The sequence below is a fragment of the Klebsiella oxytoca NBRC 105695 genome (assembly GCF_001598695.1).
GTDB lineage: Bacteria > Pseudomonadota > Gammaproteobacteria > Enterobacterales > Enterobacteriaceae > Klebsiella > Klebsiella oxytoca.
In genome coordinates this window covers 177,933-202,141 of sequence record NZ_BCZK01000005.1, presented here as the reverse complement: position 1 = coordinate 202,141, position 24,209 = coordinate 177,933, and the positions used below count along the sequence as shown (strand labels likewise).

Annotated in this window: 21 protein-coding genes and 1 pseudogene; 6 read left to right on the top strand and 16 right to left on the bottom strand. The window is 55.9% G+C overall.

Going from position 1 to position 24,209, the window contains the following annotated elements; all coding sequences use genetic code 11:
- Window positions 1-3: 3 nt before the first annotated feature.
- The 6 genes from tal to pdxA form a co-directional block, all read right to left on the bottom strand.
- The gene (gene tal, locus KO1_RS10850) at window positions 4-954 is read right to left on the bottom strand and encodes a transaldolase (protein WP_004112205.1); all 951 of its coding nucleotides are present in this window, start codon (window positions 952-954) and stop codon (window positions 4-6) included.
- 30 nt (window positions 955-984) lie between these two features.
- Complete coding sequence (gene rpiB, locus KO1_RS10845; protein WP_004101165.1) at window positions 985-1,443, bottom strand: ribose 5-phosphate isomerase B; 459 nt, start codon at window positions 1,441-1,443, stop codon at window positions 985-987.
- Window positions 1,444-1,471: 28 nt separating this feature from the next.
- On the bottom strand, window positions 1,472-1,846 hold the full coding sequence (locus tag KO1_RS10840) for a PTS glucitol/sorbitol transporter subunit IIA (protein ID WP_023320720.1): 375 nt from the start codon (window positions 1,844-1,846) through the stop codon (window positions 1,472-1,474).
- Between the two features lies 1 nt (window position 1,847).
- The gene (locus tag KO1_RS10835; protein ID WP_004101158.1) at window positions 1,848-2,867 is read right to left on the bottom strand and encodes a 2-keto-3-deoxygluconate permease; all 1,020 of its coding nucleotides are present in this window, start codon (window positions 2,865-2,867) and stop codon (window positions 1,848-1,850) included.
- 92 nt (window positions 2,868-2,959) lie between these two features.
- Window positions 2,960-4,678, bottom strand: coding sequence for a four-carbon acid sugar kinase family protein (locus KO1_RS10830; protein WP_004101151.1), 1,719 nt, complete (start codon window positions 4,676-4,678; stop codon window positions 2,960-2,962).
- Between the two features lie 35 nt (window positions 4,679-4,713).
- Window positions 4,714-5,721 (bottom strand): 4-hydroxythreonine-4-phosphate dehydrogenase PdxA, encoded by a 1,008-nt coding sequence (pdxA, locus tag KO1_RS10825; RefSeq protein WP_023320718.1) that lies wholly within the window; start codon window positions 5,719-5,721, stop codon window positions 4,714-4,716.
- A 242-nt stretch (window positions 5,722-5,963) separates the two neighbouring features.
- On the opposite strand from pdxA, the gene KO1_RS10820 reads away from it, so the two are divergent.
- Window positions 5,964-6,758, top strand: a complete 795-nt coding sequence (locus KO1_RS10820; RefSeq protein WP_004101148.1) for a triose-phosphate isomerase — start codon at window positions 5,964-5,966, stop codon at window positions 6,756-6,758.
- A gap of 41 nt (window positions 6,759-6,799) precedes the next feature.
- The gene (locus tag KO1_RS10815) at window positions 6,800-7,762 is read left to right on the top strand and encodes a sugar-binding transcriptional regulator (RefSeq protein ID WP_004101147.1); all 963 of its coding nucleotides are present in this window, start codon (window positions 6,800-6,802) and stop codon (window positions 7,760-7,762) included.
- 89 nt (window positions 7,763-7,851) lie between these two features.
- Here KO1_RS10815 and KO1_RS10810 read toward each other — a convergent pair whose 3' ends face one another.
- The 7 genes and pseudogenes from KO1_RS10810 to KO1_RS28710 form a co-directional block, all read right to left on the bottom strand.
- Window positions 7,852-8,163: a hypothetical protein gene (locus KO1_RS10810; protein WP_017146115.1), complete on the bottom strand. Its 312-nt coding sequence runs from the start codon at window positions 8,161-8,163 to the stop codon at window positions 7,852-7,854.
- Between the two features lie 43 nt (window positions 8,164-8,206).
- The gene (gene cobB / locus KO1_RS10805) at window positions 8,207-9,037 is read right to left on the bottom strand and encodes a Sir2 family NAD+-dependent deacetylase (protein WP_004101139.1); all 831 of its coding nucleotides are present in this window, start codon (window positions 9,035-9,037) and stop codon (window positions 8,207-8,209) included.
- A gap of 14 nt (window positions 9,038-9,051) precedes the next feature.
- Window positions 9,052-9,963 (bottom strand): N-acetylglucosamine kinase, encoded by a 912-nt coding sequence (nagK, locus tag KO1_RS10800; protein ID WP_004101137.1) that lies wholly within the window; start codon window positions 9,961-9,963, stop codon window positions 9,052-9,054.
- Window positions 9,964-10,011: 48 nt separating this feature from the next.
- Complete coding sequence (gene lolE, locus KO1_RS10795) at window positions 10,012-11,256, bottom strand: lipoprotein-releasing ABC transporter permease subunit LolE (protein ID WP_004112196.1); 1,245 nt, start codon at window positions 11,254-11,256, stop codon at window positions 10,012-10,014.
- Window positions 11,256-11,957 carry a lipoprotein-releasing ABC transporter ATP-binding protein LolD gene (lolD, locus tag KO1_RS10790; RefSeq protein ID WP_017146116.1) on the bottom strand — a complete coding sequence of 234 codons (702 nt, stop codon included), beginning with the start codon at window positions 11,955-11,957 and terminating at the stop codon, window positions 11,256-11,258. Before lolD ends, lolE begins: the two co-directional genes overlap by 1 nt.
- A complete protein-coding gene (gene lolC, locus KO1_RS10785) occupies window positions 11,950-13,149 on the bottom strand; it encodes a lipoprotein-releasing ABC transporter permease subunit LolC (protein ID WP_004101133.1) in 1,200 nt (399 codons plus the stop codon). Before lolC ends, lolD begins: the two co-directional genes overlap by 8 nt.
- A 200-nt stretch (window positions 13,150-13,349) precedes the next feature.
- Window positions 13,350-13,415, bottom strand: a pseudogene (locus tag KO1_RS28710) (hypothetical protein); the annotation flags it as partial.
- A 39-nt stretch (window positions 13,416-13,454) separates the two neighbouring features.
- On the opposite strand from KO1_RS28710, the gene mfd reads away from it, so the two are divergent.
- Both mfd and ldtC read left to right on the top strand, forming a co-directional pair.
- The gene (gene mfd / locus KO1_RS10780; RefSeq protein WP_024274033.1) at window positions 13,455-16,901 is read left to right on the top strand and encodes a transcription-repair coupling factor; all 3,447 of its coding nucleotides are present in this window, start codon (window positions 13,455-13,457) and stop codon (window positions 16,899-16,901) included.
- A 163-nt stretch (window positions 16,902-17,064) separates the two neighbouring features.
- Entirely contained in the window at window positions 17,065-18,024 is a 960-nt protein-coding gene (ldtC, locus tag KO1_RS10775; RefSeq protein WP_004112192.1) for a L,D-transpeptidase LdtC, read from the top strand.
- A gap of 220 nt (window positions 18,025-18,244) precedes the next feature.
- On the opposite strand, the gene bhsA is transcribed toward ldtC, so the two are convergent.
- Window positions 18,245-18,502 (bottom strand): multiple stress resistance protein BhsA, encoded by a 258-nt coding sequence (gene bhsA / locus KO1_RS10770; protein WP_004101130.1) that lies wholly within the window; start codon window positions 18,500-18,502, stop codon window positions 18,245-18,247.
- A 249-nt stretch (window positions 18,503-18,751) separates the two neighbouring features.
- Between bhsA and KO1_RS10765 the strand changes: the two genes are divergently transcribed.
- Complete coding sequence (locus KO1_RS10765) at window positions 18,752-19,387, top strand: TetR/AcrR family transcriptional regulator (protein ID WP_004101129.1); 636 nt, start codon at window positions 18,752-18,754, stop codon at window positions 19,385-19,387.
- Window positions 19,388-19,754: 367 nt separating this feature from the next.
- Window positions 19,755-21,932, top strand: coding sequence for a TonB-dependent siderophore receptor (locus tag KO1_RS10760; protein ID WP_023320716.1), 2,178 nt, complete (start codon window positions 19,755-19,757; stop codon window positions 21,930-21,932).
- A gap of 56 nt (window positions 21,933-21,988) precedes the next feature.
- Here the strand turns inward: KO1_RS10760 and KO1_RS10755 are convergent, their stop codons facing one another.
- Both KO1_RS10755 and KO1_RS10750 read right to left on the bottom strand, forming a co-directional pair.
- On the bottom strand, window positions 21,989-22,528 hold the full coding sequence (locus KO1_RS10755) for a glycine zipper 2TM domain-containing protein (RefSeq protein WP_004101127.1): 540 nt from the start codon (window positions 22,526-22,528) through the stop codon (window positions 21,989-21,991).
- A gap of 229 nt (window positions 22,529-22,757) precedes the next feature.
- On the bottom strand, window positions 22,758-24,062 hold the full coding sequence (locus tag KO1_RS10750; protein WP_004101125.1) for an NAD(P)/FAD-dependent oxidoreductase: 1,305 nt from the start codon (window positions 24,060-24,062) through the stop codon (window positions 22,758-22,760).
- Window positions 24,063-24,209: the final 147 nt, after the last annotated feature.

Here is a 24,209-nt window from a genome sequence, read left to right as displayed (position 1 = left end):
CCCTTACAGCATCTGCTGAATCTGATTTTCCAGTTTGACCTGATCGACCGCGAACAGGCGGATACCTTCCGCCAGTTTTTCCACCGCCATCGGATCCTGATGATGTTGCCAGAGGAACTCCGCCTGAGTCATCGGGCTGGGGCGGGTTTCCGTCACGCAGCCGGGCGCCAGCTGGCGACTCAGCGTCCCTTCACTGGCGGCCAGTTCATCAAGCAGCGCCGGAGAGATAGTCAGGCGATCGCAACCTGCCAGCGCCTGGATCTGCTCGATACGGCGGAAGCTGGCCCCCATCACCACGGTGTCGTAGCCGTGCGATTTGTAGTACTGATAAATCTGGCGCACGGAAACCACGCCCGGATCGCTGTCGACCTGATACTCCGACTGCGGTTGGTTTTTCTGATACCAGTCGTAAATACGCCCTACGAACGGCGAGATTAAAAAGACGCCGGCTTCGGCGCAGGCCCGCGCCTGGGCAAAGGAGAACAGCAGGGTCAGGTTACAGTTGATACCGCTTTGTTCCAGCTCCTCTGCGGCGCGAATCCCCTCCCAGGTGGCGGCAAGTTTGATGAGGATGCGTTCCGGCCCGACGCCGTTCTTTTCATACATCTGAATAAGCTTGCGCGCCTTCGACACGCACATCCCGCGATCCCAGGCAAAACGGGCATCGACTTCGGTAGAAATACGCCCGGGCACATGACGCAGCACCTCGGTACCGATATCCACCGCCACCTGATCGCAGGCGTTTATCAGCTGCGTTTCCGGGCTGCCGCCCTGCCGACGCGCCTTGCCGATGGCGTCGGCAATGAGCGCCTGATACTGCGGGAGCTGCGCGGCCTTCAGCACCAGTGAAGGGTTGGTAGTCGCATCCTGCGGGGCAAATTTTTTGATCGATTCGATATCGCCGGTGTCGGCAACCACCGTGGTGTATTTTTTCAGTTCGTCTAACTGGCTCATAGTCTGTTCCTTATATTACGACTGCGGATATTAATCTCTGGCGTGCTGGTGTTCGTAATAGTCGATACGCTCCACTTTCGACGCGGAGCCGCCGCCTTCATATTCGGATTCAAGCCAGGCCTGAATAATTTTTTTGCCCAGCTCCGGGCCAATCACGCGCGCGCCAAGAGTGATAATCTGCGCGTTATTACTTTTGCGCGCCCGCTCGGCGGAGAAAGTATCGTGGCATTGGGCGGCTCGTATCCCCGGCACTTTATTCGCCACAATGCTCATTCCAATACCGGTGCCGCAAATCAGGATGCCGCGATCGTGCTCGCCCTGCTTTATTGACATTGCCACCGCATGGGCAACATCCGGGTAGACCATGCTGCCCTGGCGTTTATCGCTGCTGTAATCCGCGACCTTAATTCCCTGCCCATTCAGATAAGCGACGATAGCGTCGCGAAAAGCATAGGCGGCATCATCCGCACCAATAGCGATTGTTTTCATGATAATTTCCTTAATTTAGCTGTACGTCTTAATTTAGTTCCGGATAGAAAAAGATTTGGTCGCCACGCTGAATATTCTGGGGGACGTCACCACTGAGATGCACCATCCCCGGTAATTCAGCGGTGGCAGCGCCATCAAATTTTAAAGTGATATGGCCAAGCTGTTTTAAATTTGCCGTTGCAAAACCACCTACCGCCGTGACTCGATAAATAGTCTCATTTATTTTCATTATCTGCCCGGGTACCAATTCAGCTGTCAGCTCACTGCTCTGATGTACGGCGCAATACATCGCAATATCGTCAGGAACGGATTCAGAAAATAAAATCAGCTGATGCTCCTGTAGATAGTCTTTGACATATTTCCCGACAGCCGTGATAAGTAATGAATACAACGGCGCAGTCATATTATTTGTTCCCTTTGGTGGCAGGCGAAGATAACGTCACTTTCTCTTCACTGGTTTCTTCTTTTACCGGTTCAACCCTCGGCGCGCGCTTTTTCAGACGCTTATCAAACCAGGCCACCAGTATCGGCGCGGTAATCATGGTGATGATGCTCGCCGTCGCCAGCTGCGCGGTCGCGGCATCCACGTACATCGCCAGCGAGGGATCGGCCTGAGCCACCATTGCCGGCGTCAGCGCAGAGCTGGCGGCGGTTGTCCCCAGCGCGGCGCCCAGCGCGGTTTTCTTCTTCAGGAACAGGTTGTAGATAAAATAGAACACAATGCCGGTTAGCGCAGAGATAATGCCAAGCAGGATACCGGACAGTCCGGCGGTAAAGACCGTGTTAATGCTGGAATTGGCGCCGATGGCAAACGACATAATAATGATAATCAGCGGCTGAGCGGCGGCGCACAGCTGTTTGAAACGCTCATCAAGGTTGCCCCACAGCATACCAATCAGCAGCGGGATAAGCATCGATAGCAGCGCGGCGAAAGGAATATTGGCCAGGCCGCTGACCCCCAGCACCATCATGGTAACAAAGGGCCCATCCTTGACGCAGAAGACGGAGATCGCCCCGGCATCGCTGGCATCGCCGTAGTTGCTGCACAGCGCGATATATAGCGAGCTGTTGGAGCTGGTTAAACAGGCAATCAGCGCCAGGGTCGAAATACCGAGGAAACCGTTGGGGCCAAACATCGCCCCGGCCACCCATACGGCCAGCGCGCCGGCGAGGCATTTCAGCAACAACAGCACCGCGCCTTTATAGAGCGGCAGGCCGGCCTGGCGGATATTGATCGAGGTACCACAAATCAGCAGAAAAATCCCCATCATTGCGCTGGAACCGACTTTGAATAATGCGGTCGTCGGGCCGCCGATGCCCAGGACTTCTGGAGCAAAGGTATTAATAAGAATCGCCACGAGCAACGGAATAATAATTAAACCGCCTGGCACCTTATTCATCTTCTCTAATATATTTATGTTCATAGGGTAACTCATAAATTATGATTTAACAGAGATAACGACGCAATACTACCCGGACGACCATTACGTCGCTTTTTATTTATATGACCTGTGGGTTATAGCTGCGCTTCTTTATAAATTCTTTCAACAATCGTGCTAATAATATCTTCTGGTCCGGTTAAACCGCCTTTGCCGACGCAAATCAATCCCGCATAATCGCCGCCGATAATACGCACCATATCGGTTTGCGGTATCACGTAGTCGATCATTTCAATGCCGGTCGCGCCAAGCTCTTTAAGAACATTTACCATCGTATCGCCGCCGGTCATATACAGGCCTTTAATTTCTCCGGCTGCGCAGTTAAGCACTTCACGAACAATATTCCCCAGTCCCTGGTTAATATTTTCCGCAGCCTGTCCGTGGGCCAGCCCAAAGCGCTGCTCTTCTTCCTGAAGATTCAGCAGCCGCCCGGTTAACGCGGATTCAAAAACGAAGATAGCGTTCTGCTGCGCCGGCACGCACTGCCGGGCATGCTGCACCACGCGATTCACTTCGATTTCAGCGGCGTTTTTCCTGTCAACCAGCAGTTCGGCATCAACAGGGATGTGACACACTCTTTCATCATTAGCGATCAGATGCTGAAGCTGCTTTTTGGTCACCGGCGTGGCGCTACCGGCAACCACCAGAATCGAACCGCGCGGGTTTTCCGCCCCTGACGACGCTGTCGCGCTGCTGCGCGCTTCCCGCATCAGGCCACGACGGACCGCAAGCCGCTCGGTAAAAGGCCCCGGGTCGACTGCCAGCACGTTCCAGTTCAGCGCCACCACCGCCCCGGCAATCGCATCGACATCGTCAACAGTAATCGCATCGACGACGATCACCCGCACGCCGCGCTGCTGCTGTTCCTGGAGATCCCGCTGCAGTTGCTCCTCGCCTTTCATCACCGAGGCCAGCGCGATATGCCCGACCTGATGATGGGTCTGCGCCGCCAGCAATCCCGGCACCCAGGATTCGGTAACCGGAGTACGCACATCGCGTGCGACATCGGTTCGCGAAAGCGCGACGGAGTCAATTACCGAATAGCCGCCAACCAGAATACGCCGCGACTGCGGCATCGCCGGCACGACGACGGCAACCGTTTCCAGCGGCAATTGTTCCAGCATGGCATCAATTTCAAAGCCGATGCCGCCGCGCAGCGTGGTATCAATACGCTTGGTAAAGTAGTGCGCGCCGCGCGCCTGCAGCTGCTTCACCGCGGCGCTGACCTGCTGCTGGGCTTCCGCTTTCGGCAAAGGACGGCTGTCGCTGCTGACGACCATCGCCGGATACTCCACCTCATTGCGGGCGAAGGATTCAGTATCGAAGAACGCGGCGGTTTTTAACCCGCTACGCGCCAGCAGCACCCCGACGGTGGTCGCACCGGTCAGATCGTCGGCCACGATCCCCAGCTTACCGCCTTCCCCCTGCGGCCAGATCATTTCAATACAGGCGGGCGTCACGCCGGAGACGTAGATCCCTTCATGAATAAACTCCGCCAGCGGACCACTTTTACCGGTGGGATGGAGGTTAATCGTCGGAATACCGCGTTTGGGATAGAGACCGCAGCGTAGCGTGCCGCCGCAGTCGATAACCATCAGGCCGATCTCCTCTTCCGGCGGCTCGCCGTTTTTAAATACGTCGACGGAAGGCCAGCCAGTCAGTTCGCTCAGGCGCTCAACGACCGGGGGACAAATCCCCCCGGTGATATAAGCAATCTTTTTCGCCTGGCTAATATTAATGGTCAGCGGCCCGCCCCAGCCCTTACAGCCTTTGCTAATTAACAGATGTTTTTCCATTTCTCTGCCCTTTTGCTTCGCATTAACCTCAGCGATTAGTGGTTTTTCATTTTCCAGTAGCTCACCGCGGCCATCGTGGACTCCAGCATACTGACGGTGCCCGCTTTACCGGTGCCGGCAATATCAAACGCCGTGCCGTGGTCTACCGAGCTACGCATAAACGGCAGGCCAAAGGTAATGGTTACGGAACGCTCAAAATCGAGGGTTTTACAGGCGATATGCCCCTGATCGTGATAAAGCGAGAGGATGGCGTCATAGCGCCCCTGTTTACCCAGATGGAAGACGGAATCTGCCGGCACCGGGCCGATGGCGTTAATCCCCATTTCCTGCGCCGCTTTGACTGCCGGGATGAGGTTATCGGCTTCTTCGTGGCCAAACAGGCCGTTGTCTGAACCATGCGGATTCAGCGCGGCTACCGCAATGCGCGGATTTTTGATATTCAGCGCGGTAAACTCATGGTGGATCTGCTGCACGCAGGCCAGAACGCGCTCTTTATTGGCGTAATCGCAGGCGTCTTTAAGCGCCATATGACGGCTCACGAAGAAGACCCGCAGGTTATGAACGTGGAACATGGTCAGGCCATAATCGGATTGCGTTTCAACCTGATAGATCTCGGTATGACCCGGCAGTTTACACCCCGCCAGCTTGATTGCTTCTTTATGAATCGGCGCGGTAGAGACCACATCGATCAGGCCGGCTTTCCCCAGTTCGATAGATTTCAGCACATAGTCCAGCGACATCTGCCCCGCCAGCTTCTGCACTTTGCCCCATTCAATGCTCTCGCAGTCATACTCACCGGTTTCCAGCACGTCCACCGTACCCCAGTTGAAGCGAGCTTCCTGCGGATGGCTAATTTTGTTAATCGGAAAATCACAGCCCATGATTTTCATTGCTCTGGCGATAATCGGCGCTGAGCCAATCAAAAAAGGTTTGCACTCGTCGTAGACGCTTTTCTCCATCATCGTCGCGACTGAAATCTCCGGACCAATCCCGGCAGGGTCGCCAATGGTAAGTGCGACAACTGGCTTTTTCTCTTGTGACATCGTGGACCTCTCGTAGTGAAGTTCGGCTTGTTCATATGTTCAATGGTGAATCATATGCTCAAAACATTACCTGATGATTGAGAGGTTATTGGTGATTTAGATCACATAAAAAAATCCATAGATTTATTTTATAAAAAAATGTGATCTAACATATGTTCATTGGGTGATAAAAAGTTCAACCTCTCTCATAAGCGAAAGCCATTTCACGACAAGCTATTGATTTACCTATTATGGAGAACAAGATGGAACAAATCTGGTTAGGAACCAGCTGGAAAATGAATAAACCGTTATCGCAAGCCATGGCCTTTTGTGAAACGCTGGCGCAGCGGTTACCGCAGGTGAGGCATCCGAAAATCCAGCCGTTTATTATTCCCCCTTTCACCGCCATTTATCCCGTCAGCCAGTATCTACAGCAGCATCAGATCCCCTGCCTGACCGGCGCGCAGAATATGCATGAAGCGGAAAACGGCGCCTGGACCGGTGAAATTTCCGCCGCCATGCTGGCTGAAACCGGCGCCTCCCTGGTCGAGCTTGGTCACTCCGAGCGTCGCGGCGCGTTCAATGAATCCGACGCCGCCATTAACCAAAAAGTGCATCGCGCCCTGCGTCACGGGCTTCGACCTCTGATCTGTATCGGCGACAGCGCCGATGAAAAACGCTGGCAGGTCTCACGGGAAACGGTAGTGAGGCAGATGAAAATCGCGCTTTCTGGCCTGAATGAACAGCAGGTTTTACACACTCTGGTTGCCTATGAGCCCATATGGGCTATCGGCGAACACGGCACGCCGGCGACGCCGGAGCAGGCCGCAGAGATCCACCGGGCGCTGCGTCAGGCGTTATGCGAGACCTTCGGCGAAGAAATCGGACGGCGCATTCCCCTGCTGTACGGCGGTAGCGTCAATCGGCAAAATGCCGTAGAACTGCTTCAGCAGGATGACATTAACGGACTGTTTATTGGCCGCGCGGCATGGGATGCCAACGGCTATTGCGACATTGTTCAACGCGTTACAGAGGAATTTATTCTTCAGGCGCAGTAGTATTAGGGAGACATCAAAGATGGAAACACCAGGCGATAACTATGACTGAACAAGACTCAGATTATGCGCTGCTGACAGAAATTGCCGTGGCCTATTACGATCAGGAGCAAACCCAGGAAGAGATTGCAAAACGCTTTGGGATCTCACGCATTAAGGTCGGTCGGTTGCTGAAAAAAGCTCGCCACGAAGGGATTGTCGAGATCAGCGTGAAATACCACCCGGTCTTCAGCTCCCAGATTGAGCAGCAGTTTATCTCCCATTTCGGCATCAAGCGCGCGCTTATCGCCCTGGACCATCACGACGAGGATGAACAGCGCCAGCAGGTCGCGGCGCTGGTCAGCAACTATCTCGCCGGGATCCTCAAAAGCGATATGACCGTGACCGTCGGGCAGGGTCGCAACGTCGCCGCCGTGGCCAACCACGTGGGGATCTTTCCAGAGCGCAACTGTCGCTTTATTTGCGGTATCGGCGGCACCAAGCGCGACAACCAGCTGATCGATGCCGATCACATCAGTCGAAACCTGGCGCGTAAATTCAACGGTTTTAGCGAAACGCTGTACGCCCCGGCCTATGTCGAAACGCCGGAACTGCGCTCAGCGTTTATGCAAAACCGGCTGATTAAAGCCACGCTCGAACAGGCAAGCAAGGCGGATGTAGCCATCATTGGCCTTGGCGATATGAACGAAAATAGCTTTATGGTGCAGCTCGGCTGGTTCTCCCCGCAGGAAATTGCGACTGCGCGCCAGGAACAGGGCGTAGTGGGCGATCTCGCTGGCTATAGTTTTTTCAATATTCAGGGTAAACCGGTTGATACGGTGATGAACGATCGGGTTATCGGCCTGAGCCTTGAACAGCTTCGCGCCATCCCGTGCGTGATCGCCATTGCTTCGGAAAGCACCAAGGCAACGGCGATCCTCGGCGCGCTGCGCACCGGCGTAATTGATGTGCTGGCCACCAGCGCATCTAATGCCCGGGCGGTGATCAATATGCAGAAGGCGCTATGAATAAAGGGCGCCGAGGCGTCCTGAATTTCATGAGCGGCCTGCCCAGGCGATTGCCGTACGCTTTTTCCGGGCGGTGGCAAAAGCCGGGATTATTTCTTGCCCTGATTTTTCGTTAAGACAGCATCAAGCTTGCCCGCAATATACTTCAGCGGCTTCCACAACGCGCCCAGCACGATAAGCGGCCCGAACCACGCCGAACCGCCCTGCGCGCTCTGGCCCTCAATCAGCAGATACAGCAGATGAAACAGGCAGGAAGCCGCGGATACGACGCCGAGAATAAGAGAGAGGATGAACAGAATATTTCTGCTATCAGAAAGACGAGGCAGGCCATACTGACTCCACAGGCCAACCCCCACTGCGGCCAAAAATATCGCAGCAGATAGTGCTAATGGGCTATCCATAGCCACTCCTGTTTTCCGTAACGCGGTATTGGTGAGGTTGCGTCTACCCGGCCAGCTGTTTCAGCAGCTTTTCCACAAAGCGCGGCACTTCTTCGCTTGCCGGGCCATAGTGTTTCTCGGCAAATTCGCTGCCTACCTGGCTTGGTTCGAGATTTAGCTCAACCGTGTGGGCGCCCTGCAGCCGCGCTTCATGGACAAACCCTGCCGCCGGATAAACGTGCCCGGAAGTACCGATGGCGATAAAGATATCCGCCTCCGCCAGCGCCAGGTAGATTTCATCCATATCCAGCGGCATCTCGCCGAACCACACCACGTGCGGGCGCAGCGGCGCGGGAAACTGGCAGCAGTGACACTTATCTTCCGTCGTCACATCACCGGTCCACGCCACCACCTGGCCGCTCCACGAACAGCGCACCTTCAGCAGCTCGCCGTGCATATGGATCACCCGACGGTTGCCCGCGCGCTCGTGCAGATTATCGATATTCTGGGTCACCAGTAGAAAATGGTCACCCAGTCTCTCTTCCAGCCGCGCCAGCGCCTGATGCGCCGCATTGGGCGCAATGTCCGGGCTTTGCAGCTGACGACGGCGATCGTTGTAAAACGCCTGCACCAGCGCCGGGTCGCGGGCGAACCCTTCCGGCGTTGCGACGTCTTCTACCCGATGCTCCTCCCACAGGCCGTCGGCGGCGCGGAAGGTTTTAATTCCCGACTCCGCCGAAATACCCGCGCCGGTTAGCACCACGACTCTTGGTTTTTCCATCGTTTCAGGTGTCTCCTTATCTTCGCCGAAGAAAATCCGCTGACGCAGACGGTCTCGTAACCGACGCTTATTGCGGCGAAATCGGCTTAATCGATGTAAGCGGCGCGACTGCATAGCTACCTCTGTCGTTAATGAGTCAGATGAAGGAAGGCCGCACCGCGCATACCTCCCGCATCGCCATGACGCGCGCGTTCGATGCGCGGCACGCTGGCAACGGGGAGCAGATGTCGCGGCAGGCGCTGCGCCAGCCCTTCGGTTATTGCTGTAAAGTTAGACAATCCCCCGCCCAACACCAGCAGATCCGGGTCGACAATCGTTAAAATATTGCCCAGGCACACCGCCAGCAGATCGAGATAGCGCTCAACGTGCTCGCGCGCCTTCGCGTCGCCCTGCTGCCAGAGCGCGACGATCTCGGGTGAGGTTAAGGATTGTTGGTAAAAATGGTGGTACAGCCAGGCAAAGCCGCGTCCGGAAAGGTAGTTTTCAATGCAGCCCAGTTGGCCGCAGCCGCAGCGCGTAAGCGGGAAATCGCGCCCTACGACTTCCAGCGCATCCACCGGCAGGCGGATATGGCCGAATTCGCCGGTTATATAGCGATGCCCGGTAATCGATTTACCGTTAAGCACCAGCCCGCCGCCAACGCCGGTGCCGAGGATCATCCCCATCACCAGCGGGTATTGGGTAAATTCGTCGTCCCACGCTTCGGAGAGGGCAAAACAGTTGGCATCGTTATCAAGCCGCACATCGCGCCCCAGCCGTTCGCTCAGATCGGCCCGCAGCCGTCTGCCGCTGGCGGCAGGGACGTTGGCGGCATAGAGCGTACCGTCTTCCGTCTCCGGCATGCCGGGAATACCGATGCCCACCGAACCCTGACAGCCGAAGCGCTGGTCGGCCTCCGCCACCAGCGCTTCTACCGCTTGCAAAAAATCTTCATAGCTCTCTTTTGGCGTGGCGACGCGTTTTTCCCACTGCAGCCGCCGCGCGTTATCAAATACGCCCAACGCTATTTTGCTGCCGCCAATGTCAAATCCATAGTACATTTCAGCCATTCCTCTTTACCGATCGGCAACGCCGACCATGACGATAAATTACTGGCCACTCAGCACCCTCGCCGGGTCAATGCGGCTGGCGCGGCGGGCGGGATACCAGCTGGCCAGCAAACTCAGCAACAGTGCCGTCACCAGCACGTAAACGACGTCCAGCCAGTGCAGTTCAGACGGCAGGAAGTCAATAAAATAGATGTCGCCGGAGAGGAATTTATGCCCGATCAGATCCTCAATACCGTTAATGATTGCGGTCAGCTTAAATGCGCAGATAACGCCAATAGCCACGCCAATCAGGCTACCTACCGAACCGGCAAGTAAACCATACCATACGAAAATCGCGCGGATCAGCCCGTCTTTTGCGCCAAGCGTGCGCAGCACCGCAATATCGCCGCTTTTATCTTTCACCGCCATCACCAGGGTCGAGACGATATTAAAGCAGGCCACGCCAATCACCAGCACCATCGCCAGATACATAATGGCGCGAATCATCTGAATATCCCGGTACATATAGCCGTAGGTACCGATCCAGCTTTTGATGTAAACGTAGCTGTTGGTCACTTCGCCCGCATCGCGTACCAGCGTATTGGCATGAAACACGTCGGTCACTTTGATAGCGATCCCCGTCACGCTGCTGCCCATATCCAGGTACTGCTGCGCATCCTGCATGGGAATCATGGCAAAACTATGATCGAGCTGGCCGCTGAGCTGCAAAATGCCGGTAACATGAAGCCTGACGCGCTTTGGCTGCAGCAGCTGGTGCTCGGCATCGGAGTTAGGGATCATGATCGACACCCAGTCGCCCTGCTTGACGTGCAGCGCATCGGCAACGCCCTTACCGAGGATCACCTGCTGCTCGCCGGCTTTAAAGCTGGCCCACGCATTGTTCTGCACAAAGTTGGGTAACGAACTGAGACGACTTTCCTGCTGCGGGTCGACGCCTTTCACCTGAATTGCGCGCATGTTGCTGCCGCTCTCCACCAACCCGGTGAAGTTAATATAAGGCGCCGCGGCAACGATGCCTTTGACCTTCTCAACCTTCGCCAGCGCCTCGTTCCAGTTGTTCCACGGCTGGTTTACCGGCTCAATTTCACCGTGCGGGACCACCGCCAGAATGCGGTTATTGAGCTCGCGTTCGAAGCCGTTCATCGCGCTCAGGCCAACGATCAACACCGCCACGCCCAGCGCGATACCGATGGTCGAGATAACCGAAATCAGCGACACCATCCCACCGCGCCGCCGTCCACGGCTAAAGCGCAGAGCAATTAATAACGATAACGGAGAAGCCATTACTCAGCCCCCATCAGGGAGAGTTCGGCTGTCAGGCGCCCGTCGCGCATCTCCAGCTGGCGGCTCATGCGTTTTGCCAGCTGGAGGTCGTGCGTCACCACCAGGAAGGCGGTACGCTGGGCGATGTTCAGCTCGCCAAGCAGCTGAAAAATGCTGTCGGCGTTGCGGGCGTCAAGGTTACCGGTGGGTTCGTCCGCCAGCACCAGACGCGGTTTATTAACCAGCGCGCGGGCAATCGCGACGCGCTGACGCTCGCCGCCGGAGAGCTCCGACGGACGGTGATCGCTACGGTGCTCAAGCCCGACGGAGCGCAGCATCGCTTTCGCCTGACGCTCGATATCCGCCGCCTTCTGTTTACCAATCAGCAGCGGCATCGCTACGTTTTCCAGGGCGGTGAAATCCGGCAGCAGATGGTGAAACTGATAGATAAAGCCCAGTTCGCGATTGCGCAGATCGGCGCGGGCGGCGGCGGAGAGCCGGCTCATTGGCTGGCCGGAAAAGATAACGTCACCGGAGGTTGGCGTGTCCAGCCCGCCCAGCAGATGCAGCAGCGTACTTTTGCCGGAACCGGAGGTACCGACAATCGCCATCATCTCGCCCTCTTCAATGCTGAAGCTGACATCGTGCAACACGTCGGTTTGCACGGTGCCTTCCTGATAGCGTTTGCACAGGTTGTCGCATTGCAGCAGGATCTTATTCATAACGTAAAGCCTCAGCGGGTTGAGTGGCGGCAGCGCGCCATGAAGGATACAACGTAGAGAGTAATGCCAGCGCCATGGCCACGAGGGCAATGACGATGACCTGCAGCGGCTCAATAGCCACCGGCAGCGCGGCGCCGTCGAGGAACGCGCCGATAATCGGCATTAAATTATTGAGCTGGCTGGCAAGCAGCGCGCCCAGCCCGGCGCCGAGCAGCGCACCGACGATCCCGGCGCTGGCCCCCTGGACCATAAAGACCAGCATGATCTGCCGCGGCGTCAGGCCGAGGGTCTGCAGGATCGCCACTTCACCCTGTTTTTCCATCACCATCATGCCCAGAGAAGTAATGATGTTAAAGGCGGCCACGGCGATAATCAGGCTCAGCAGCAGGCCCATCATATTTTTTTCCATCCGCACGGCCTGGAACAGTTCGCCTTTTCGCTCTCGCCAGTCCTGCCATTTGGTGCCTTCCGGCAGTTTCTGCTGGCTGAGCGTGTCGACCTGCAGAGGCTGACTCAGCCACAGACGCCAGCCGGTAATGTTCCCCTGGGGGTAACGCATCAGGCGAGAAGCATCGTCGATATTGGTCAACATCTGATAGCCATCGACTTCGCTGCTGGCGGCAAAGGTACCGATCACGTTGAACAGGCGCTGGCTGGGAAGCCGCCCCATCGGGGTAAACTGGCTGGCGGAAGGCACCATCACGCGGATCCGATCGCCGCGGTTGACCCCCAACTGCCCTGCCAGCTGCTCACCCAGGATGACGTTATATTTTCCGGCCTGCAGATCGCTCTGCTTCACGTTAACCAGATAAGGGGTCAATGGATCTTTTTGCGCCGGGTCGATGCCGAGCATCACGCCAACCGCTACGCTGCGGGCGCTTTGCAGCACCACATCGCCGGTGGTCAGCGGCGCCACGCGGGTGACGCCCTGTAGTCTGGCTGCGCTTTCCGGCAGTTTTTGCGGGTTTATAGACCCTTGCTGTGCGCTGAGAATGGCCTGCGGCATCAGCCCCAGGATGTTGTTTTGCAGCTCGCGCTCAAAGCCGTTCATCACCGAAAGAACGGTCACCAGCGCCATCACGCCAAGCGTAATGCCAATAGTGGAAAGCCAGGAGACGAAACGACCGAAGCGGTCGGCTGCGCGCCCGCGCATATAGCGAAGGCCGATAAAAAGTGCGGCAGGTTGATACATGTAATCCATCTGATTGCTGATAGCCGATGTCCGAGTATATAAGCGATTATGAGCAGCGTAAATGACTGAAACCTGTAGATTTTATTGGCAAAATCAGTAAAAAATCAATATAAACAACAACATAGAAACATAAGTCGTTATTTAACTTTACGCTTATCGGAGTTCGTTACATTTTCGTCCCTAACATGACCTTTGCGATACGGGTTGGCGAATTCTGGTCGATCGCGGATAATCAGACTATTGAATATCAGCGAGTTGCCCTCCATATCGGCAGAGCGAATCCTCAAGAGATCATGATACCGTCTATGCCTGAACAATACCGATACTCTCTGCCGGTTAAAGCCGGCGATCAGCGCCAGCTTGGCGAACTGACCGGCGCGGCCTGCGCCACTCTGGTGGCTGAAATGGCCGAGCGCCACGGCGGCCCGGTGGTACTGATAGCCCCCGATATGCAGAACGCCCTGCGTCTGAATGATGAAATCAGGCAGTTTACCGACAGCATGGTAGCAGGCCTGGCGGACTGGGAAACGCTCCCCTACGATAGCTTCTCTCCGCACCAGGATATTATCTCTTCACGTCTCGCTACCCTGTACCAGCTCCCGACCATGGAACGCGGCGTGCTGATCGTCCCGGTCAGCACTCTCATGCAGCGCGTCTGTCCGCATAATTTCCTCCACGGCCACGCGCTGGTGATGAAAAAAGGCCAGCGGCTGTCGCGGGATGCGCTGCGCTCGCAGCTGGATAGCGCCGGCTATCGTCACGTCGATCAGGTCATGGAGCACGGCGAGTACGCCACGCGCGGCGCATTGCTTGATCTGTTCCCGATGGGCAGCGAGCAGCCCTACCGTCTCGATTTTTTTGATGATGAGATCGATAGCCTGCGTCTGTTCGACGTCGACAGCCAGCGAACGCTGGAGGAAGTCGCCAGTATCAACCTGCTTCCGGCGCACGAATTTCCGACCGACCAGGCCGCTATCGAGCTGTTTCGCAGCCAGTGGCGCGACCGCTTCGAGGTTAAGCGCGACGCCGAGCATGTTTATCAGCAGGTCAGTAAAGGCACGCTGCCTGCGGGGATCGAATACTGGCAGCCTCTGTTCTTTAACGAACCGCTGCCGCCGCTGTTCAGCTATTTCCCGGCGAAAACGCTGATCGTCAACACCGGCGATCTCGAAGCCAGCGCCGAACGCTTCCAGAATGAAACCCGCGCTCGCTTTGAAAATCGCGGCGTTGATCCGATGCGTCCGCTTTTGCCGCCGGAGCAGCTGTGGTTGCGCAGCGATGAACTGTTCAGCGAGCTGAAAAAATGGCCGCGCGTGCAGCTCAAAACCGAACGCCTGGCGGAGAAGGCCGCTAATACCAATCTCGGCTATCAAAAATTACCCGAGCTGGCGATTCAGGCGCAGAACAAAGCGCCGCTGGATAACCTGCGCCGATTCCTCGAATCCTTTAGCGGGCCGGTGATTTTCTCGGTTGAGAGCGAGGGACGCCGCGAAGCACTCGGTGAAATGCTGGCCCGCATCAAGATCGCGCCAAAGCATATTTTGCGTCTTGAAGAGGCGACGGGTAACGGCCGCTATTTGATGATCGGCGCCGCCGAGCATGGCTTTATTGATAGCCAGCGCAACCTGGCGCTGATTTGCGAAAGCGACCTGCTGGGCGAGCGCGTTGCCCGCCGTCGTCAGGATTCACGCCGCACCATCAATCCGGATACGTTGATTCGTAACCTGGCGGAGCTGCATATCGGTCAGCCGGTGGTGCATCTGGAGCATGGAGTTGGGCGCTATGCCGGAATGACGACCCTTGAAGCGGGCGGCATTAATGGCGAATACCTGATGCTGACCTACGCCAACGACGCCAAACTGTACGTCCCGGTGTCCTCACTGCATCTGATTAGCCGCTATGCGGGCGGGGCGGAAGAGAATGCGCCGCTGCATAAACTGGGCGGCGACGTCTGGGCGCGAGCGCGGCAGAAAGCGGCCGAGAAAGTGCGCGACGTGGCCGCCGAGCTGCTGGATATCTATGCCCAGCGCGCGGCGAAATCCGGCTATGCGTTTAAACATGATAAACAGCAGTATCAGCTATTTTGCGACAGCTTCCCGTTCGAGACCACGCCCGACCAGGCGCAGGCTATTAACGCCGTCCTGAGCGATATGTGCCAGCCTCTGGCGATGGACCGTCTGGTGTGCGGCGATGTTGGCTTCGGCAAAACGGAAGTGGCGATGCGCGCCGCTTTCCTGGCGGTCGAAAACCATAAGCAGGTGGCGGTGCTGGTGCCAACCACCCTGCTCGCCCAGCAGCACTTCGATAACTTCCGCGATCGCTTTGCTAACTGGCCGGTGCGTATTGAGATGCTTTCGCGCTTTCGCAGCGCCAAAGAGCAGGCGCAGATCCTTGAGCAAGTCGCGGAAGGAAAAATCGATATTCTTATCGGCACCCATAAACTGCTGCAGCCGGACGTTAAGCTGCGCGATCTCGGTCTCCTGATTGTTGATGAAGAGCACCGCTTTGGCGTGCGTCACAAAGAGCGCATCAAGGCAATGCGCGCCGACGTCGATATCCTGACCCTGACCGCGACGCCTATTCCGCGCACGCTGAATATGGCGATGAGCGGTATGCGCGATCTTTCGATCATCGCCACGCCGCCCGCCCGCCGTCTGGCGGTCAAAACCTTCGTGCGCGAATATGACGCGTTGGTGGTACGCGAGGCGATCCTGCGTGAGGTGCTGCGCGGCGGCCAGGTATACTACCTCTATAATGACGTGGAAAACATCCGGAAAGCCGCCGAGAGGCTGGCGGAGCTGGTGCCGGAAGCGCGCATTACCATCGGTCATGGACAGATGCGCGAACGCGAGCTTGAGCGGGTGATGAACGATTTCCATCACCAGCGTTTTAACGTGCTGGTCTGTACCACCATTATCGAAACCGGGATCGACATACCCACGGCGAACACCATTATTATTGAGCGTGCCGATCACTTCGGCCTGGCTCAGCTGCATCAGCTACGCGGACGCGTTGGCCGGTCGCACCATCAGGCCTATGCCTGGCTGCTGACGCCGCATCCGAAAGCGATGACCCCCGATGCGCAAAAACGCCTTGAGGCTATTGCATCGCTGGAAGATCTCGGCGCTGGCTTTGCGCTGGCGACCCATGACCTCGAAATTCGCGGCGCGGGCGAGCTGCTGGGCGAAGATCAGAGCGGTTCTATGGAAACCATCGGCTTCTCCCTCTATATGGAGCTACTGGAAAACGCCGTTGACGCGCTGAAGGCCGGGCGCGAGCCCTCGCTGGAAGATCTCACCAGCCAGCAAACCGAAGTTGAGCTACGGATGCCGTCGCTGCTGCCGGACGACTTTATCCCGGATGTGAATACTCGCCTGTCGTTCTACAAACGCATTGCCAGCGCGAAGAGTGAGAATGAGCTGGAGGAGATCAAAGTCGAACTTATCGATCGTTTTGGCCTGCTGCCGGATCCGGCCCGCAATCTGCTCGATATCGCCCGGCTGCGCCAGCAGGCGCAGAAGCTGGGGATCCGCAAGCTTGAGAGCAACGAAAAAGGCGGCACCATTGAGTTTAACGAGAAGAATAACGTTAATCCGATGTGGCTGATTGGCCTGCTGCAGAAGCAGCCGCAGCACTATCGACTGGATGGCCCGACGCGCCTCAAATTTACGCAGGACCTCGCCGAGCGTAAAACGCGGATGGACTGGGTGCGCCAGTTTATGCTTCAGCTGGAAGAGAACGCCACCGCTTAACGGTGCCCGGGATACGATCCGCGCGTCGTATCCCGGCCCCCTCATATTCGGCAAAATTTACAAACAGTTTGCAATCCCTCTGCACTTCCACACACTCTTTCGACCATAATCTCAGGGACTTTTCGCATAAAAATAACCACTTACTTAATATGGAATTAAGGTAATGAAGAGCTTTTCGCGACTTTCTTTCTGGCTGGGGATGATGGCTATCGCCGCCGCGCTGGCGCTGCCCGCTCGCGCCAATACCTGGCCCCTGCCGCCTCCGGGCAGCCGTCTGGTCGGGCAGAACCAGTTCCACGTGGTCGAGAATAACGGCGGCTCGCTGGAAGCGATCGCTAAGAAGTACAACGTCGGTTTTCTGGCCCTGCTTCAGGCGAACCCCGGCGTGGATCCTTACGTTCCGCGAGCCGGTAGCGTACTGACCATCCCGCTGCAAACGCTGTTGCCCGATGCAACACGGGAAGGATTAGTCCTGAATCTGGCCGAACTTCGTCTCTATTACTATCCGCCGGGCAAAAATGAAGTGACCGTGTACCCTATCGGCATCGGCCAGCTCGGCGGTGATACCATCACCCCAACGATGGTCACCACCGTATCCGACAAACGCGCCAACCCAACCTGGACGCCTACGGCCAATATTCGCGCCCGCTATAAGGCGATGGGCATTGACCTGCCTGCCGTCATGCCCGCCGGGCCGGATAACCCGATGGGCCACCACGCCATTCGTCTGGCAGCGTACGGCGGCGTCTACCTGCTACACGGCACCAACGCCGATTTCGGTATCGGCATGCGCGTAAGCTCCGGCTGTATTCGTCTGCGCGATGATGATATCAAAGCGTTGTACAATGAAATTAGCCCGGGCACCCGAGTGACGATAATCAATACGCCCATTAAGGTATCCGTTGAGCCGAACGGTACCCGTCTGGTAGAAGTGCACCAGCCGCTGTCAAAGCATATTGACGACGATCCGCAGACCCTGCCGATTACGCTCACTGACAGCATGCAGGCTTTCAAACAGGCGCAGTTGACCGATACCGAAGTGATGGAACGTGCAATGATGCTGCGCTCCGGTATGCCGGTTGATGTGACCCGTCACCCCCGGGCCAGCGAACAGTCGCTATAGTTCATCCGCTAACGGACGTAAAAAAACCGCCTTCAGTTCACACTGAGGCGGTTTTTTTATGGCAATAATCAAACAGAGTACAGCTTTACTGCGTTTCGCGGCGCCATAAAGGGGTGGGCGCCGCGTCTCAGCAGGGAATAACTTACTTCTTACTTCGCGCGGTCAACTGAAGGGGGTCAGAACCGCGCGTGGTCAGTGGCAAAACAGGGGTGGTGCTAAATTATTTATAGATAACCGCGGTTCCGTGAAGGGTATTTGGACCGGTTACTGAAGTGATACGGTAAGAGGTTGCACCCATCTCTTCCGCTTTTTGCGCCAGCTGATCTTCCAGAGAACCCAGGTTGGTGCCAGCAGAGGCGGAAACGGTACCGATTTTATGCTGGCCCGCCGGAGTGGATTGAACTTCAACAGCGGCAAAGCTGGCGAAAGAGAGCGAGCTGAGAACAGCGGCGATGGTTAATGTTTTAACATTTTTCATGATTATTAAACCTGTGCAGATGAATATTTTTGTAGGGACGAACGCATTTACTTAACGATCGATAGGTAAATAATAATGTGATCCACATCACACGTCAAACTATTTTTATAACGTTCGTTTAACTATTTACAAACAGCTTAAAATTCATACATATATGAATTATTTATTTTTAGGCCTGCATCGCTGGCAGCCCATCAGCTTTATTTTTATAATGCTTCTTCAACACACCAACACAGGTACAGCGGCACCATGACAACTGACGTTCAAAGTTGCACGAAAAAAAGCCGTGGCCGACCTAAAGTGTTCGACAGGGAAGCGGCGCTGGATAAGGCCATGACACTCTTCTGGCAGCACGGCTATGAAGCCACCTCTCTCGCCGATCTGGTCGAAGCGACGGGCGCAAAAGCGCCAACGCTTTATGCCGAATTCGTGAATAAAGAGGGGTTGTTTCGGGCGGTGCTGGATCGCTACATCTCGCGTTTTGCCGCCAGGCATGAGGCGCTTTTGTTTGACGACGAGAAAACCGTCGATCGGGCCTTGCGCGATTATTTCACCGCCGTCGCGACCTGCTTCACCAGCAAAGAGACGCCGGCAGGCTGTTTTATGATCAATACCTCTGCGGCGCTGGCGGCCTCCTCAACCGATATCGCCAATACCGTGAAGTCGCGGCACGCGATGCAGGAACAGACGCTCACTCATTTTCTCCAGCAGCGGCAGCTGCGCGGCGAACTGCCGCCAGACGGCGATGTTCATCAGCTGGCGCAGTTCCTTAACTGTATACTGCAGGGGATGTCCATCAGCGCCCGCGAAGGCGCCGATTTCACTAAAATCATGCAAATTGCCGAAACCACGCTGCGGTTGTGGCCCCAGGTTCTTCAGCGCTAATTTCTCCTTTACCGGTGGGCGCACCACCGGTTTCACCCCGCCTTACCCACACATTACGTCATGTTTTCAGTCGTTTATTTGTTTTTTTCTCGAGAATGATATTGATAACAATAATCAATACGGGCAGAATTCAGCCTTAAACATTTCTGTTTATTTCACCCTGTAACAACCGGTGCACCCGTACCGGAAAATTAAAACAACGATATCGTTAGCCCTAACTAATTCGAGTTGCAGGACAAGGTACTTGTGCCTTGAACTGCGCTAGTGCTGGCCCCGTAGGGGCCAGCGCCATGGATGGGCCGAGTAATCCAAAGCCAACACCTGCGACTTGAAGAATGACGGGCATAAACTCATAAAAGGAATGAGCATGAACAAGCGTCTCTGGGTACTCAACCCACTGCTGCTGGCAACCGCCCTGCCCGCCTGGGCCGCTGATGACAATATGATCGTCAGCGCTAACCGAACGCATCGCACCGTCGCTGAAATGGCGCAGACCACCTGGGTCATTGAAGGCCAGGAGATTGAACAGCAGGTACAGGGCGGTAAAGAATTTAAAGATGTGCTTGCGCAGCTGATCCCTGGCATCGACGTCAGCAGCCAGGGACGCACCAACTACGGCATGAACATGCGCGGCCGCGCGATCGTCGTCCTGATCGATGGCGTTCGCCTTAACTCCTCCCGTACCGACAGTCGCCAGCTGGATTCAATCGATCCGTTTAACATTGAACACATTGAGGTGATCTCCGGCGCCACCTCGCTCTACGGCGGCGGCAGTACCGGTGGTCTTATCAATATCGTCACCAAAAAGGGACAACAAGAGCGTCAGGTCGATCTGGAACTGGGAGGCAAATCCGGCTTTGCTAATAGCAACGATCGCGATGAACGCGTGGCGGCAGCGGTCAGCGGCGGTACCGACCACGCTTCCGGTCGTTTGTCGGTCGCTTATCAGCGCTTCGGCGGCTGGTATGACGGTAACCACGATGCGCTAATCCTGGATAATACCCAGACCGGCCTGCAGCATTCCGATCGCCTCGACGTCATGGGGACGGGAACCATTGAAATTGACGATAACCGTCAGCTGCAGCTGGTTACGCAGTATTATAAAAGCCAGGGCGACGATTATGGCCTGTACCTGGGGAAAAATATGTCGGCGGTGACCGGCGACGGCAAGGCCTTTACCACCGATGGTCTGAACTCGGACCGCGTACCCGGCACCGAGCGTCACCTCATTAGCCTGCAGTATTCCGATGCCGATTTCCTTGGCCAGAACCTCGTCAGTCAGGTTTATTATCGCGATGAATCCTTGTCCTTTTATCCCTTCCCTACGCTGAGCAAAGGCCAGGTTAGCAGCTTCTCATCCTCAAAACAGGATACCGATCAATACGGGGCGAAAGTCACCCTTAACAGCCAGCCGCTGGACGGATTGGACCTGACCTGGGGGCTGGATGCGGACCACGAAACGTTCAACGCCAATCAGATGTTCTTCGATCTGAATCGATCAATGTCTTCCGGGGGCCTGAATAACCAGGCAATCTATACCACTGGCCGTTATCCCGGCTACAGCATTACCAACCTGGCGCCGTTCCTGCAGTCCAGCTACGATCTGAACGATATTTTCACCCTCAGCGGCGGCGTACGTTACCAGTGGACGGAAAACCGGGTCGATGACTTTGTTGGCTATGCCCAGCAGCAGGATGTCGCCGGCGGTAAGGTCAGCTCGGCGGATGCCATTCCGGGCGGAAAAACCGATTACGATAACTTCCTGTTTAACGCCGGGATCGTTGCTCATCTCACCGACCGCCAGCAAACCTGGTTTAACTTCTCTCAGGGCGTTGAGCTACCGGACCCGGGGAAATACTACGGCATCGGCAAGTACGGCGCGGCGGTCAACGGCCATCTCCCGCTTCTCTCCAGCGTTAACGTCGGCGACTCGCCGCTGCAGGGGATCAAAGTCAACTCTTACGAACTGGGCTGGCGCTATACCGGTGATAACCTGCGCACCCAGCTGGCGGCATACTATTCGACCTCCGATAAGACGATTGTCGTTAACCGTACCGACATGACCATCGACGTGCAGTCCGATAAACGCCGTATTTACGGCCTTGAAGGAGCCGTAGATTACTTCTTCCCGAATAGCGACTGGAGCGCCGGAGCTAACTTTAACCTGCTGAAATCTCAGGTGAAGAGTGACGGTAGCTGGCAGAAGTGGGACGTGACGCTCGCCTCGCCGTCAAAAGCCACCGCCTGGGTTGGCTGGGCGCCCGAACCGTGGTCGCTGCGGGTACAGAGCCAACAGGTATTCGATCTCAGCGATGCCAGCGGCAATAAGCTTGATGGTTATAATACCGTGGACTTTATCGGCAGCTACGCGCTACCTCTTGGCAAACTGACCTTCAGTATCGAGAACCTGCTTAATGAAGATTATGTCACCGTCTGGGGCCAGCGCGCGCCGCTGCTCTACAGCCCAACCTACGGCAGCAGCTCTCTGTACGAATATAAAGGTCGCGGCCGTACCTTTGGCCTGAACTACGCACTGAGCTTCTGATAAAAAAAGCCCCTCGGCCTGAGCGACTGAGGGGCTAATAGAGATAAACATCTTTTTTACGCTTTGTTAGTCAGAATAAGTTGACCATTGCTGTCCAGCGGGATTTGCGCGCCGGGGTCGCGATCCATACGGATTTTGCCCTGCTGGTCGCCGATTTTGTAAGTGACGTCATAGCCGAGCATTTTTTCCGATTTGTCATACACCGTTTTACAGCGCTGCTGCGTGGTTGTGTAAGTGTCCCCTTCCTGCATTGAGCCCTGAATCTGGTTACCAGCATAGCCGCCGCCCAGCGCGCCCACGACGGTGGCAACGTCGCGGCCGCGGCCGCCGCCGAACTGATGACCAATCACCCCGCCGGCCACTGCGCCTAAGACTGAACCGGCAATACGGTTTTCATCCTGCACCGGGCGACGATGAGTGACGGTGACGTTTCGGCACTCTTTACGCGGGGTTTTAATGCTCTCTTTTATCGGCGTACTGGACACCACCTGCGCATACTGCGGTCCGCGATCTAACACGTTAAGACCGGCAACGGCTGCAACGCCCAGCGCGGCAGCCACGCCAATCCCTATACCCGCCAACATAGATTTATTCACGGGACATCCTCCTTTGTTGCTATTACCGCTAAGTTTGCCGCTCAGCCATAAGCCTTGCAAATAAGAAAGCGGATGAAAAGTGCGTGAACGTACGGCAAATCAAGGTGATTCGGAGAAATCTGAGGGGGTTTTAAGGAAAAGACAGGAGGATATTCTGGATATTTCCGGGGGAAAGCTTAGCGGAGGGATCCGGGCGACAGCACCTTTTGGCTCTGCCGCCCGAACAACATTAATGCAGCTTCAGACGCGGGCGAATAATACGGTTGATACGCCCTACCAGCATCATCAGGCCGGTTTTGAAGTAACCGTGCAGCGCAATCTGGTGCATACGGTACAGAGAGATATAGACGAAACGCGCAATGCGCCCTTCAATCATCATTGAACCGCGCATCAGGTTGCCCATCAGGCTGCCCACGGTGGAATAGTTGGAGAGCGACACCAGCGAACCGTGATCCTTATAGGTATAGGCTTTAAGGGGTTTACCTTTCATCTGCGCCAGAATGTTGTGCAGAGCGCAGGTCGCCATCTGGTGCGCAGCCTGAGCGCGCGGTGGGACAAAACCGCCTTCAGGACGGGCGCAGGAGGCGCAGTCGCCGATGGCGTAGATATCCTCGTCGCGAGTGGTTTGCAGCGTCGGCTCAACCACCAGCTGGTTAATGCGGTTGGTTTCCAGGCCGCCAATCTCTTTCATGAAGTCCGGCGCTTTAATGCCGGCCGCCCAGACCATCAGATCCGCGTTAATAAATTCGCCTTCTTTGGTGTGCAGACCGTTAGCATCGGCGCTGGTGACCATGGTTTTGGTCAAAACGCGAACGCCCAGCTTGGTCAGCTCGTTGTGCGCCGCGCCGGAGATACGTGGCGGCAGTGCCGGCAGAATACGCTCGCCGGCTTCAACCAGCGTCACGTTCAGAGCTTCGTTAGTCAGACCTTTATAGCCGTAGCTGTGCAGCTGCTTCACCGCGTTATGCAGCTCGGCCGACAGCTCAACGCCGGTTGCGCCGCCGCCTACGATGGCGATATTCACCTTACCGTCCGCCCCAAGATTCGCCGAGTACTTGAGGAACAGATCCAGCATTTCCTGATGGAAACGACGCGCCTGGTGCGGGTTGTCGAGGAAAATGCAGTTTTCTTTAACCCCTGGCGTATTGAAATCGTTAGAGGTACTTCCCAGCGCCATCACCAGCGTGTCGTAAGGCAGCTTACGTTCAGGTACCAGCAGCTCACCCTTTTCGTTACGCAGTTCAGCAAGGGCGATCGTTTTGGTCTCGCGGTTAATATCTACCACTGACCCCAGCTGGAACTGGAAGCCGTGGTTACGGGCGTGGGCCAGGTAGCTCAGCGCGTCTACACCTTCATCAAGTGAACCGGTCGCTACTTCATGTAGCAGCGGTTTCCACAGGTGGCTGTGGTTACGATCGACCAGCGTAATTTTGGCTTTCTTATTGCGGCCCAGCTTTTTACCCAGCTGGGTAGCCAGCTCCAGCCCACCGGCACCACCACCCACAATCACTATTTTTTTCAATGGTGTAGTCACGCGACCCCCTAAAATTATTAACCAATTGTTAATTAAAGGTTATTGATATAGCCTTTAATTAACAACAGGTTACGGCATTGAAACCATTCAGCGAGATCGAGAATAACATGAACGGTGCATTGGTCATACCAAAATTGATATGCATCA

Bases quoted from the DNA above. Each gene is read 5' to 3' on its own strand.
- KO1_RS10830 (WP_004101151.1), bottom strand. From the start codon at position 4,678: ATGGAAAAACATCTGTTAATTAGCAAAGGCTGTAAGGGCTGGGGCGGG.
- KO1_RS10765 (WP_004101129.1), top strand. From the start codon at position 18,752: ATGACAACTGACGTTCAAAGTTGCACGAAAAAAAGCCGTGGCCGACCT.
- tal (WP_004112205.1), bottom strand. From the start codon at position 954: ATGAGCCAGTTAGACGAACTGAAAAAATACACCACGGTGGTTGCCGAC.
- KO1_RS10840 (WP_023320720.1), bottom strand. From the start codon at position 1,846: ATGACTGCGCCGTTGTATTCATTACTTATCACGGCTGTCGGGAAATAT.
- pdxA (WP_023320718.1), bottom strand. From the start codon at position 5,721: ATGTCACAAGAGAAAAAGCCAGTTGTCGCACTTACCATTGGCGACCCT.
- mfd (WP_024274033.1), top strand. From the start codon at position 13,455: ATGCCTGAACAATACCGATACTCTCTGCCGGTTAAAGCCGGCGATCAG.
- KO1_RS10820 (WP_004101148.1), top strand. From the start codon at position 5,964: ATGGAACAAATCTGGTTAGGAACCAGCTGGAAAATGAATAAACCGTTA.
- KO1_RS10815 (WP_004101147.1), top strand. From the start codon at position 6,800: ATGACTGAACAAGACTCAGATTATGCGCTGCTGACAGAAATTGCCGTG.
- lolE (WP_004112196.1), bottom strand. From the start codon at position 11,256: ATGGCTTCTCCGTTATCGTTATTAATTGCTCTGCGCTTTAGCCGTGGA.
- KO1_RS10810 (WP_017146115.1), bottom strand. From the start codon at position 8,163: ATGGATAGCCCATTAGCACTATCTGCTGCGATATTTTTGGCCGCAGTG.
- rpiB (WP_004101165.1), bottom strand. From the start codon at position 1,443: ATGAAAACAATCGCTATTGGTGCGGATGATGCCGCCTATGCTTTTCGC.
- lolD (WP_017146116.1), bottom strand. From the start codon at position 11,957: ATGAATAAGATCCTGCTGCAATGCGACAACCTGTGCAAACGCTATCAG.
- cobB (WP_004101139.1), bottom strand. From the start codon at position 9,037: ATGCAGTCGCGCCGCTTACATCGATTAAGCCGATTTCGCCGCAATAAG.
- ldtC (WP_004112192.1), top strand. From the start codon at position 17,065: ATGAAGAGCTTTTCGCGACTTTCTTTCTGGCTGGGGATGATGGCTATC.
- KO1_RS10835 (WP_004101158.1), bottom strand. From the start codon at position 2,867: ATGAACATAAATATATTAGAGAAGATGAATAAGGTGCCAGGCGGTTTA.
- KO1_RS10760 (WP_023320716.1), top strand. From the start codon at position 19,755: ATGAACAAGCGTCTCTGGGTACTCAACCCACTGCTGCTGGCAACCGCC.
- nagK (WP_004101137.1), bottom strand. From the start codon at position 9,963: ATGTACTATGGATTTGACATTGGCGGCAGCAAAATAGCGTTGGGCGTA.
- lolC (WP_004101133.1), bottom strand. From the start codon at position 13,149: ATGTATCAACCTGCCGCACTTTTTATCGGCCTTCGCTATATGCGCGGG.
- bhsA (WP_004101130.1), bottom strand. From the start codon at position 18,502: ATGAAAAATGTTAAAACATTAACCATCGCCGCTGTTCTCAGCTCGCTC.